The organism is Streptomyces sp. NPDC048191, from assembly GCF_040652655.1.
Lineage (GTDB): Bacteria > Actinomycetota > Actinomycetes > Streptomycetales > Streptomycetaceae > Streptomyces.
Map to the genome: position 1 here is coordinate 35,811 of NZ_JBEZMO010000013.1, position 11,604 is coordinate 47,414.

General features: G+C 71.5%; 8 protein-coding genes. 2 read left to right on the forward strand and 6 right to left on the reverse strand.

The window, feature by feature from the left end:
* The first annotated feature begins 100 nt into the window (after positions 1 to 100).
* A complete protein-coding gene (locus AB0D93_RS21605; RefSeq protein ID WP_362121593.1) occupies positions 101 to 1,519 on the forward strand; it encodes a xylan 1,4-beta-xylosidase in 1,419 nt (472 codons plus the stop codon).
* A 19-nt stretch (positions 1,520 to 1,538) separates the two neighbouring features.
* Here the strand turns inward: AB0D93_RS21605 and AB0D93_RS21610 are convergent, their stop codons facing one another.
* The 5 genes from AB0D93_RS21610 to AB0D93_RS21630 all read right to left on the reverse strand — a co-directional run bounded on the left by AB0D93_RS21610 (position 1,539) and on the right by AB0D93_RS21630 (position 8,933).
* Positions 1,539 to 5,417, reverse strand: coding sequence for a lipopolysaccharide biosynthesis protein (locus AB0D93_RS21610; RefSeq protein ID WP_362121595.1), 3,879 nt, complete (start codon positions 5,415 to 5,417; stop codon positions 1,539 to 1,541).
* Positions 5,410 to 6,210, reverse strand: a complete 801-nt coding sequence (locus AB0D93_RS21615; protein WP_362121597.1) for a polysaccharide deacetylase family protein — start codon at positions 6,208 to 6,210, stop codon at positions 5,410 to 5,412. Before AB0D93_RS21615 ends, AB0D93_RS21610 begins: the two co-directional genes overlap by 8 nt.
* Positions 6,203 to 7,336 carry a glycosyltransferase family 2 protein gene (locus AB0D93_RS21620; protein ID WP_362121599.1) on the reverse strand — a complete coding sequence of 378 codons (1,134 nt, stop codon included), beginning with the start codon at positions 7,334 to 7,336 and terminating at the stop codon, positions 6,203 to 6,205. The genes AB0D93_RS21615 and AB0D93_RS21620 overlap by 8 nt, the downstream gene beginning before the upstream one ends.
* On the reverse strand, positions 7,333 to 8,154 hold the full coding sequence (locus tag AB0D93_RS21625) for a glycosyltransferase family 2 protein (protein WP_362121601.1): 822 nt from the start codon (positions 8,152 to 8,154) through the stop codon (positions 7,333 to 7,335). Before AB0D93_RS21625 ends, AB0D93_RS21620 begins: the two co-directional genes overlap by 4 nt.
* A gap of 380 nt (positions 8,155 to 8,534) precedes the next feature.
* The gene (locus AB0D93_RS21630; protein ID WP_362121603.1) at positions 8,535 to 8,933 is read right to left on the reverse strand and encodes a hypothetical protein; all 399 of its coding nucleotides are present in this window, start codon (positions 8,931 to 8,933) and stop codon (positions 8,535 to 8,537) included.
* A gap of 240 nt (positions 8,934 to 9,173) precedes the next feature.
* On the opposite strand from AB0D93_RS21630, the gene AB0D93_RS21635 reads away from it, so the two are divergent.
* The gene (locus AB0D93_RS21635) at positions 9,174 to 9,968 is read left to right on the forward strand and encodes an SGNH/GDSL hydrolase family protein (RefSeq protein ID WP_362121605.1); all 795 of its coding nucleotides are present in this window, start codon (positions 9,174 to 9,176) and stop codon (positions 9,966 to 9,968) included.
* An 18-nt stretch (positions 9,969 to 9,986) separates the two neighbouring features.
* On the opposite strand, the gene AB0D93_RS21640 is transcribed toward AB0D93_RS21635, so the two are convergent.
* Complete coding sequence (locus AB0D93_RS21640) at positions 9,987 to 11,603, reverse strand: serine/threonine-protein kinase (RefSeq protein WP_362121607.1); 1,617 nt, start codon at positions 11,601 to 11,603, stop codon at positions 9,987 to 9,989.
* Position 11,604 lies beyond the last annotated feature (1 nt).

Sequence of the window (11,604 nt, forward strand, 5' to 3'; positions counted from 1 at the left end):
TTCGCTCCGGTGGAGGGTCGTTCGTCGGACGCGGGCCGTGTCTCCCGCGTCTTTCCAAGACCTGCCCGAGCCATCGGTTCCGCCGTTACTGTTGTCCTCGATGGGACGTCATGGGTGGGATTCGGATACTCGGCGGTGGCGGCTCACCGCTCTGCTCGGTGTGGGCGCGGCCGCGCTGGCCCTGGCGGTGACCCTGTTCGGCACGTTGTCCGGCGGCCCCGGCACCACCGGCACCACACGCGACGGCGACAAGGTGCACGGCACCCCCGCGAGCCCGAGCGCGAAGCCGGAACCGTACGTCGGCTGGGGCTTCACGCACACCCAGTACAGCGCCGACGAGGGAGCCGCCGGGGCCACCGCACGGGTGGAGCAGCTGCTCACGGGCAACCGCGGGCTGGCGCAGAACCAGCACATCATGGGCTGGGGCGCGGACAACCCCGAACCGGTCGAGGGGCACTACGACTTCGGCGCCCTCGACCGCCGCGTCGACTTCATGCGCGCCTCCGGCGGCACCCCGGTCATCACCCTGTGCTGCTCCCCGGACTGGATGAAGGGCGGCAAGGCCGGCGTCGACAACACGAACTGGAGCCAGGCCGCCCTGGAGACGGCGCCCACCCCCGGCCACTACCAGGACTTCGCCGACCTGGCCGCCACCGTGGCCCGGCGTTACCCGGACGTGCGGCACTTCGTCGTCTGGAACGAGTTCAAGGGCTTCTGGAACGACGCCAAGTCCCGCTGGGACTACGAGGGTTACACGAAGCTGTACAACCTCGTCTACCGGGCGCTGAAGAAGGTCGACACGGACATCATGGTCGGCGGCCCCTACCTGGTGATGGACAGCGTCGACCCACGCGACCAGGACGCCTCCGGCACGCTGAAGGGGCCGTGGGGCGCCATGGACCAGCGGGTGCTCGACGCCTTCACGTACTGGAACACGCACAAGGCCGGCGCCGACTTCACCGTGGTCGACGGCTCCAGCTACACCCGCGACGACGACCTGCTGCCCAACGAGTTCGCGGCCACCGACAAGCTCACGGCGGTCAGCGAGTGGGTACGGCGGCAGACCCACGACCTGCCGCTGTGGTGGGCCGAGTACTACGTGGAGCCCGGCGACGGCAACGACGACCGCAAGGGCTGGTCCGAGCCGCACCGCGTGGCCGTGCAGGCCACCGGGATGATCGCCATGGTCAAGGGCGGCGCCGACTCCGGCTTCTACTGGAACCCGGAGGAGAAGACGGGCACCGGCTGCGCCGGCTGTCTGTGGACGCCCACCGACGGCGCCGACGGCGGCAGGGCCCTGCCGATGTACGACCTGGTGTCCCGGTTCGCCAAGGCGTTCCCGCCGGGTACGGCGTACCGGACCGTGTCCGTCGCGGCGGACGACGTGCCCAACGTCCGGGTCCTGGCCAGTGCCAGGACCGTCCTCGTGGTCAACACGCAGAACCGGACGATCAGCGCGCAGGTGGACGGCAAACGGTTCGACATGCGGCCGTACGAGGTGAAGTGGCTCGACCGCTGATCCGGCCGGGCCACCCCCCTCACTTCATGGTCAGGAACCGCTGCACCAGCGAGGCCAGCACCACCGCCAGCAGGGGCAGCGCGAACCAGAACGTGCCCTGGAGCAGCCGCAGCCGGCGCACACCGGGCCGGATCGCGACCCGGGCCACCTCGCGTGCGGCCAGCAGCAGGACCAGGACGACGGCGGCCAGCGCGCCGACCACCGACCACGGGGTCCAGGTCACCTGCGGCCCGATCGGCCCCGGTTTCGGCTTCGGCACCGCGCCCGCCGGCTGCTTGCGCAGGGCGAACACCGTGACGTCGTCGTTGACCAGGACCTTCGTCAGCTCCTGCCGGTCGTCCAGGTTCTCGACCAGCCGCGGCTCCCAGGTCGTGGAGTAGCCCGCGTCCAGCTGCAGATAGGTCACCTGACTCTTGTTGATCATCAGATAGGAGTGCGGGCCGGCGTCCTTGAGCGCCTTGACCAGGCCCGACACCAGCACCGGGTCGGTCGGCGCGAGCGTCGGCACGTAGTTCACCCGCTCCATGTCCTTCGCGCCCCACGGCATCGCCGGGGTCACGTCGTTCACCGGATCCTGGGTCAGCCACAGCAGCCGTACGGTCGGTTTGTCGTGGGCGTACACCCAGTTCATGGCCGCGACCTCGCCGGGCCGGGTGCGCTCGAACGGCTCGTTGCCCCAGCGGGCCACCAGGAAGCCGCCCATCAGCAGCAGCCCGGCCAGCAGCGCGGCCAGCGGAGCGAGGCTCACCCGGTCCTTCTCGCGCTCCTTCGCGGTGACGCCCGCGCGCGGGAAGAGGGCGAGGGCGGCGAGCAGGGTCGCGCCGGGCACCGCGAACATGAAGACGCGCAGCGCCATCTCCCCGCCGTACGACTGCATGCCGAAGCCCAGGAAGGGCACGAAGGTCAGCACCAGCAGCGAGCGCTCGCGGTAGCGGTGGAAGCGCCTCCGCCACCAGCCCCAGCAGGCGAACACCATCGTCGAGCCGGCCAGCAGCACCCGGGTGTACAGCACCAGCTTGTGGGTGGAACTGCCGCCCTGGATACGGCCGGAGACCGAGGTGGAGACATTGCTGCCGACGCCGCCGACCCCGCCGAACAGGTCGTTGAAGTGACCGGACCAGTACGGCTCGGCCATGAAGCCGACCCAGACCGCGACCAGCACCGCGAACAGCAGCGGCAGTCCGCGCAGTTCGCAGCGGCCGATCAGGACCAGGGCGGCGAGCACGCCGAGCATGATGAACGGGGTGAGCTGGTGGGCGGGCACGCTCGCCACGTACAGACCGATCAGCACCAGGAGCAGGACGGCCCGCTGGCGGCGGTCGGCCGGCTCCACCTCGGTCTCGCCCGGACGGAACCTCGTCCAGATCACGCGCGGCGGCCGGAACCAGACGAGCAGGACCGCCACGAACACCAGGTACAGCAGATACGTGAAGCCCTGCGGCGAGAAGTAGTCCTGGCCGACCCAGCCGCACAGCACGAACAGCCAGACGCCGGTCCACTTCGCCCGCCAGCCCGCCCGCAGCGAGCGGGTGAGCAGGAACATCGGGGCCAGGTAGGCGAGCTGGATCGCCGTCGGCCACCAGCGGATCACCTCGGTGAAGTCGGTGACCCCGCAGGCCCGGCCGACGAACGCGGCCACCGCGAAGAAGCCCGGCCAGCTCCAGCGGGCGTCCAGGTCGGGCACGGCGGACCCGGTGCGGTCGATGTAGTCGATGAATCCCAGGTGCTGCCAGGCCGTCGGGAACCGGGGCTCGCTCTCGATCACGGCGGGCAGCGCGTGCAGTGACACGACCGTGGCGAGCAGGGTGAGCAGCAGCAGCACCCGGTGTTCGCGGCGCAGCCACAGCAGCGCGGCGAACACGACGACCAGCAGGGCCGCTCCGACGAGGGTGGGCAGCGGCAGCACCGAGACCAGGCCGAGGCCGCCCATCCGGTCCAGGTCGGCCTCGCCGAGCCGCAGCGCGGGCACCCAGTACAGCAGCAGCGCGGCGATCAGCAGACAGCCGAGGACGACACCGGAGCGGGTGGGCAGCAGGCGCCGCCGGAGGGGGAGGAGGGGAGCCGGGGGTTCCTCGGGCACGGGCTCCTCGGCAGCGGTCTCGTCCGGTACGGCGGTGTCGGGGGCGGCCGCAGCCACGGCGGAACCGGCCCCCGTGTCGAACGTACCGAAGGCTCCCTCCAGTTCCTCCCGCGAGAACGGCGCGTCGACCTCCGCCGCCTCCGCCTCCCGCAGCAGTTCGGCCTCGGCCGGGCCCAGTGAGGCCTCGCTGCCGGGTTCCCTCTCCTCCACGGGAAGGCCCAGCGGGGGCGTCGGCGTGCCGGCGGGCGGTGTGCCGGGGCCCGGGCGGACGTCGGGCCGGCGTTCCACGTGGTCGAAGTCGACGTGGATACCGAGGGCGAGGGTGTCGGAGTCCAGCGCCCAGGCCGGGCCGGTCCGGCGTGCCGGGGAGCCGGCCATGACGGTGGAGGTCCCCCCACCCGAGCGGAGCCGGGAGTGGGGGACGGTGCCCAGGTCGGCGAGGTCCCCGTCGGGTGCCGCGGTGTCGGGCACGGTGGCGGGCGCGGTCCGGATGGTCTTCCAGAGCTTCGGCGCGGCGATCGCCGCGATCACCGCGAGGCTGGCGGCCTCGGCCACACCCGCGCCGGTCAGCCCCATCCGGGGCAGGAGCAGCAGGGTCAGGCTCAGCACCAGCAGACACAACAGGCCCTGGAGCCAGGCGAGTCCGGCGGTACGGCTGCGGGCGCGCAGCACCGCGAAGTACGTCTCGATCACGACCCGCAGCACCGAGCCGAGCGCGAGCCAGCGCAGCAGGGGGGTCGCCGCGGCGGCGTAGCCCTCGCCGAACACGCCGAGGATCCACGGGGCCCCAATGATCCACAGGGCCGCGATCGGCAGCATGATCCTGGCCATCCGCTTCAGCGCGGCGCGGGTGTTGGCGGCCAGCCGCGCCGGGTCGTGCGAACCCTCGACCGTGAGCGACGCGCCCATGTTGATGGCGAGCAGGTCCGTCGTGCCGCCGATCGTGGTGGCGATGTAGAAGTAGGCGTTCTCCGCCGAGCTGACCTGCGCGGCGACGATCACCGGGACGAGGTAGATCACGGCGAGCGAGAACAGCGAGCCGGTGTAGTCCCCGGCCAGGAACCTGCCGACCTGCTTCAGCGTCGGCGGGTCGGCCCGTCCCTCGGTCGCCTTCACGTGCCGGGGCACCAGCCGCCGGAACACCAGCCAGCCCAGCGGCACGACCGAGGTGGCGATCGCGGCCACCCAGGAGACGAAGACGCCGGTGGTCGGGATGGCGACGGCGAAGGCGACGAGCAGGGCCAGCTTCACGGCCGAGAACACGGTGTTGCCGACCGGGACCCAGGTCGCGGTGCGCAGTCCGGTCAGCACGCCGTCCTGCAGGGTGAGCACGTTCCAGGCGATGACGGCCAGGATGAAACCGAGGCCGTTGACCGTCCCGTGCAGGAACCGGTACGACGGCCCCCAGCTGTCCAGGCTCAGCAGGAACACGCCGGCGGCGAGCGCCACCAGCATGGAACTGCCCGCGTAAGTACGGAAGATGAGGATGCCGGTGCGTTTGCCGGCGACCGGGATGAAGCGGGCCAGGGCGCCGGTCAGGGTCACCGCGGTCAGCCCGGCGAGGAACTTCATCGCGGCGATGGCGGCCGAACCCTGTCCGACCGCCGACTCGGAGTAGTAGCGCGCCGCGGCCAGCCAGAAGCCGAGTCCGAGGACGGCGGAGATGCCCGTGTTGAGCATCAGCGCATAGGCGTTGCGGAACAGCGGGCTGCCGTCGCCGGACCGGCCCGTGCCGGGCAGCCGGAAGCGGCGCACGGGCCTCTCGGGCGCCTCGGCGCCGGTCGTCGCGGACTCGGTCGTGGTGGTCGTGTCAGACACGGGAACGGATGGCCTTCCGGCGGACCTGGCGGGCTCTGCGGACGAGGGCGTACCCCTTGGTCAGGGCGCGGTCCCGGGCGAAGGTGCGGGCGATGGCGCGGCCGTGCAGCAGCCGCTCGAACTCCTCCGCGCCGGTGCCGCGCCGGACCGTGACCCGCTGCAGCGCGTACGGTCCCTGGCGGCGGCGGGCGAGGGCGTTGCCGACGGCGAGCGCCTGGGCGTACCCGTCCGCGCGCACGGCCTGGCGGACCCGGCGGCTGGAGTAGCCGTAGGGGTAGGCGAACGACACCGGCCGGGTGCCGAGTTCGTCCGCGACGATCTCCGTGCAGCGGGCCAGCTCCGTGCGCAGCGCGCCGTCGTCGAGCTGGTCGAGCTGCGGATGGGTGTGGCTGTGCCCGCCGATCTCCACCCCGGCGGCGGCCAGTTCGCACACCTGCGGCCAGTCGAGCATGGTGTCGAGACCGCCCCCGGTGTCGTACGCGCCCCTGATCCAGCCGGTGGAGACGAACAGCGTGGCCGGGTAGCCGTGCTTGGCGAGGACGGGCAGCGCGTGCCGGTGCACGCCCTCGTAGCCGTCGTCGAAGGTGATCAGCACCGGCCGCGCGGGCAGCGGGCGGCCGGTGCGCCAGCGGGTCGCGAGGTCGGCGGTGGTGACCGGGGTCAGGCCCAGGTCGCCGATGACCGCCATCTGCTCCGCGAACGCCTCCGGCGCGACCGACAGGGCACGCGTGGCGTCGTTCGGGGCGGAGGCGACGGAGTGGTACATGAGGATCGGCACGGGCGTGTCAGTCATCGGTGCCCCCTTGGTCCCGCCCGCTCGGTCCCGTGCCGGGTGCGCGGCCCTCCTGGGCGGGGCCGGCGCCGCCGGCCCGCTCGGCCCGGCCGTGGACCGGTTCACCGCCGGCCGCGGCCGGCGCGGCGCCGCCCGCAGGCCGTTCGCCGCCCCACTGGACCGGCGCGACCGAGAACCTCGGACCGCCCCGCCGGGCGCGCAGGCTGCCCAGCGCGTAACCGCCGGCGGCGCTCAGCACCCCGGCGACGATCGCGCCCGCGCGTCCCGCGCCGCCCGGCCGGGCCAGCAGGGCGTCCCGCAGGCCACGAGCGACCCCGGCGGGCAACACCCGTGTGGTGTACCGGCGTTCGGACTCCAGTCCCTTGTCCGCGCCGACGCTGCGGGCGACCAGTGCCTTGGACAGCCCCTCGGCGTAGGTGCGGGTGCGGAAGTAGGCGAAGTGCTCGCGCGGTTCGGGCACCCGGTGGTGGATCACCGCGCGGTCGTCGATGAGCAGGACGGCGTCGGGGCGGGCCCGGGTGAGACGGATGCACAACTCCGTCTCCTCGCAGCCCAGCGGGCGGCGGTCGCCGTCACGGCCGATGCCGGTGGCGAAGCCGCCCGCGGCCTCGAACGCCGTACGCCGGAAGGAAGCGTTTCCTCCCAGCACATTGCGGACTTGGACCCGGCCCGGCGGCAGCCCCTTGTAGGTGCAGCCGACCACCCAGTCGAACTCCTCCGGGAACCAGGCCGGCCGCCGGCCCGACGCCCAGACGGGCTCGGTACGGCCGCCGACCGCCATGACGCGCGGGTCGGCGTAGCCCTCGGCGAAGCGGCGCAGCCAGTCGCGTTCGGCCACGGCGTCGTCGTCCAGGAAGGCGATCACCTCGCCGTGGGAGGCGGCGATGCCGGTGTTGCGGCCCGCGGACAGGCCGCGCGGGCCCGCGTTGGGCAGCACCCGGACGCCCTCGTTCTCCTTGTACTCGCGCTCCAGCCGGTCCTTCAGGACCGGGTTGTGGTCCACGACCAGGAGCGTCTCCAGCGCCGGGTACGACTGCGCGCGTACCGAGGAGACCGCCGCGAGGATGTCCTCCCAGCGGTCCTCGGTGTACACGCAGATCACGACGGAGATGCCGGGATCTCTCAAGACACCTCTCCCCGGACCGTGTCGAGCATCGGCGAGTGGTGTTCCTGGCGGCGCAGCTCGCGCCGGTTGGAGCGCTCCTTGAGGATGACCTTCAGCACTCGCAGCCCGTCGCGCACGGCCCGCAGGTTGCTGGTGCCGTGGATGCGGAGGTACTCGTGGCTGGGGATCTCCTGGACCTTCAGGCCGGCCTTGACCACTCTGATGTTCATCAGCGTCTCGACCTCGAAGCCGGTGCAGTCGAGGTCGATCTTGTCGAGGCAGTGGCGCCAGAACGCGTTGTAGCCGTAGCACAGGTCGGTGTAGCGGGCGCCGAACTTGCGGTTGACGACGGTGCACAGCGCCCAGTTGCCGAGCTTGCGGATGAAGGTCATGTCGTCGGTGCCGCCGCCGTTGGCGAAGCGGGAGCCCTTGGCGAAGTCGGCGCCGGAGACCAGCGCGGAGACATAGCTGACGATCTCGCCGCCGTCGGCCGAGCCGTCGGCGTCGACCATCACGATGATGTCGCCGCTGCACGCCTCGAACCCGGTGATCAGGGCATCCCCCTTGCCCTTGCCGTGCTGTTCGACGACCTTGACGTCCGGCCACAGGGAACGGGCCACGTCGACCGTGTCGTCGGTGGAATTGCCGTCCACCAGCACGACTTCGTGTATCCAGTCCGGAAGGGTCTTGAAGACGTAGGGCAGATTCTCCGCCTCATTCATGGCGGGAATCACCACGCTCACCGGCGGTGTGATCGCCAGGTGGGAGGAGATCGGCCGGTAGTGGGTGGCGATTAACGGATCTTGCCCTGAACTAGGCGGGCGCAGGACGGAACTCATGAGTTTTTTCCCTCTCGTCCGGTGGACCGCCCACCCCCGGGCAGCCCGGCTCTGTGTCCGGTTCGAAAGGGGGGTTCTCATCTTCGGCACGGGAGATCGATCTGCGAATCGATCTCCGTGCAGGCGGATGAGCTGGCAAAGCTGGCCGGTCTGCCGGAGAAATACGGCAGCCGGTCGCGCGGCACGACTCGGTCACAGTTGCGGTCACCGAGCACGGCACCCCCCTACCGCGCCCCGCGCCGGTGGCGCCGTGGCCCCTGAGCCCTCCCCTGGAGCCGTGTGCCGACGTGCCGGTGCGGGTGAGATGTATGACGGTATTGATGATTGAACCCGAAAGGCAAGCCCTGGAAGGCTGCCTCACCTTTTTGTTGGTTTGACCGTTACTCTACTTTGGCCGGTGTTGCTCGGTCTTGTATGCGTTTTCCGGAAATTCGTTCCCGGAGCAGGGCCAGGAGTAGAAGCGACAGGCTCAGCACGGTCACCGCGACCACCCCGCCGCGGACCGACCAGCGGTGGACCGCGAGCATCCCCTGGGCAACCAGCATGTTGACGACGACCGAGCCCGCAAGCGCGCAGAGCGTGCGGCCGAACGGATCCAGCCCGCGCAGCGCCGCGGCGAACGCCACGGCCGGCGCCGCGAGCAGGAAGAACAGGGTGGACGGGCCGCGCAGCGAAGAAGCGGAGTCGATGAGAGCGAGCAGCGCGCCGACCAGTGCGACGGCGGTCGCCGCCCCTGCGAGCAGCGGCAATGAAGATGTCTTGATGCGTATGGCCTGCATTGGCGACTTTGCCCCCCGACGCGCCGGATGCCGGGCTTCAATGTGGCGCAGTCCATGTGGGGTCGTCAAGACGGTGGTTGTCGAACCGTCAACAGCGATGACATGTCCACGCAATAGGTGGGCGGTGAACGTTTCGCGTTGATCCTGTTGAGACCCTAAAAGTCTTGGCATGGACACTTCCCGTCAACACGCGTAGTTGCTACGACGGTTGCGGCAGAGATCCTGCTAAAGGGAGGTTCCATGAGACGTTCCCGACTTACCGGATTCGTTACCTCGCTCCTCCTCGCCGCCGGCCTCGGACTCACCGGAGCCGGGCACGCGACGGCCGCGACCGGCGGCTACGTGGCACTCGGCGACTCCTACTCCTCCGGAGTCGGCGCGGGCAGCTACACCAGCTCCAGCGGCAGCTGCGACCGCAGCACGAAGGCGTACCCGTACCTGTGGAACGCCGCCCACAGCCCGTCCTCGTTCGCCTTCAACGCCTGCTCGGGCGCCACGACGGACGACGTGATGGCCAATCAGCTCGGCTCGCTGAACTCCTCCACCTCACTGGTGTCCATCACCATCGGCGGCAACGACGCCGGCTTCTCCGACGTCATGACGACCTGTGTGGTCCAGTCCGACAGCGCCTGCATCTCCCGCATCAACACGGCCAAGGCGTACGTCGACTCCACGCTCCCCGGCAAGCTGGACACCGTCTACAACGCGATCAGCGCCAAAGCTCCGGGCGCCCGGGTGGTCGTGCTCAGCTACCCCCGGTTCTACCTGCTCGGCCAGACCTGCCTCGGCCTCTCCGACACCAAGCGATCGGCGATCAACGGCGCGGCCGACTACATCGACGCCGCCATCCAGAAGCGCGCCCAGGCCCACGGCTTCGTCTTCGGCGACGTCCGTTCCGCGTTCTCCAGCCACGAGATCTGCTCCGGCGACTCCTGGCTGCACAGCGTCAACTGGCTCGACATCGGCGAGTCGTACCACCCCACCGCCGCCGGGCACTCGGGCGGCTATCTGCCGGTGTTCACGAACAACGCGTGACCCGAACGGGCTCGCCCCTCAGGGTGAACTCTCCGGCGAGCCCGACGGCGAAGCGGAGGCCCCGTCCGACGGGGTCTCCGTCGCCGTAGGCGTACAGCTCACCGCGAACGGGACGGCGTTCGACGTGGTCTGCACGGGAGCGCGCACCTTCACAGCGATCTGGTCCTCGGTCGTCCCGCCGCCGGAGTACACCGTCAGGGTCACCCGCACCTGCCGGGTCGTGCCGCCCCCGTCCGGGAAGGACAGCGTCCGCCAGCCGGGATCCGACACCGACCCACGCGTCGTCACCCACCGGTACTCCACCTGCGCGGGCAGCCGCCCCACCGTGAACGTCGCCGTGAACGCGGGCGTCTGCCCGGCCGGCGGCGGACAGTTCCCGGCGTACGTCGTGTGCGCGCCGGCCAGCGTGACGTGCACGGACTGTGCCGGCCGCGAGCTCGACGGCGCGCCGCTGCTCGCCGTCGGAGGCGCTGTCGTCCCCGGATCGGTGCTGTGGTGCGCGCTCGGCGTCCGCACACCGCCGCCCGCCCGGTTGCCGTCCGCGTTCCCCTGCCCGTCGCCGTGGTCGTGGTTCAGCAGGGCGTACGTCAGTCCGGCCAGCGCGAGCACGAGCGCGAGCAGTCCCGCCACCAGCACCACACCCGCCCGCCGGCTGCGCTCCGGCGCCTCGGACGTGGTCGTGCCGGTCACGGGCAGGGGAGGAGTGGGGGACGGCTCCGGGAACGGCCCCGGCACCGGCTGCCCGTGGGTGGCGTAGGGCGGCACCGGCAGCGCGGCCGCCCGGGGAGCGCCTCCCCCGGAGGGGGCACCCCCGGCCGCCACGATCCGCAGCTCCTGCTCCGCCCGCTCGGCGTCCAGCCGCTCAGCGGGGTCCTTGCGCAGCAGCCCCTCGATGACCCCGGCCAGCGGCCCGGCCCGGCGCGGCGGCGGCAACTCCTCGTCGACCACGGCACGCAGGGTGCTGATCGGGGTGTCGTACCGGAACGGCGACGAGCCCTCCACGGCCGCGTACAGCAGCACGCCCAGCGACCACAGATCCGACTCCGGACCCGGCGTGCGCCCCAACGCCCGCTCCGGGGCGAGGAATTCGGGCGAGCCGATCACCTCGCCGGTCATGGTCAGCGCGGAGCTGCCCTCGACCGAGGCGATCCCGAAGTCGGTCAGCACCACCCGGCCGTCGTTCGCGAGGAGCACATTGGCCGGCTTCACGTCCCGGTGCAGCACCCCGGCGTCGTGCGCGGAGCGCAGCGCGGACAGCACCTCGGCACCGATGTGCGCCGCCCGCTGGGGCGACAGCGGACCCTCCGCCTCCAGCTGGTCGGCGAGCGACAGCCCGCGCACCAGTTCCATCACGATCCAGGGCCGCCCGCCCTCCACGGCCACGTCGTACACGGTGACCACGTTGCGGTTGGCGACCCGGGCCGCCGCCCACGCCTCGCGCTCCAGGCGCGCGTACATCCGCTCCACGTCGGAGGCCGGCAGTCCGGCCGGGGCCCGCACCTCCTTGACGGCCACCTCGCGGTGCAGCACCTCGTCCCGGGCGCGCCATACCGTGCCCATGCCGCCCTCGCCCAGCGCGGACAGCAGACGGTAGCGGCCCGCGATCACACGTTCGCGGCCCGATTCTTCGGTCACG

Excerpts from the sequence above, each read along its gene's own strand:
- AB0D93_RS21630 (WP_362121603.1), bottom strand. The coding sequence starts at position 8,933 with ATGCAGGCCATACGCATCAAGACATCTTCATTGCCGCTGCTCGCAGGG.
- AB0D93_RS21615 (WP_362121597.1), bottom strand. The coding sequence starts at position 6,210 with ATGACTGACACGCCCGTGCCGATCCTCATGTACCACTCCGTCGCCTCC.
- AB0D93_RS21635 (WP_362121605.1), top strand. The coding sequence starts at position 9,174 with ATGAGACGTTCCCGACTTACCGGATTCGTTACCTCGCTCCTCCTCGCC.
- AB0D93_RS21625 (WP_362121601.1), bottom strand. The coding sequence starts at position 8,154 with ATGAGTTCCGTCCTGCGCCCGCCTAGTTCAGGGCAAGATCCGTTAATC.
- AB0D93_RS21605 (WP_362121593.1), top strand. The coding sequence starts at position 101 with ATGGGACGTCATGGGTGGGATTCGGATACTCGGCGGTGGCGGCTCACC.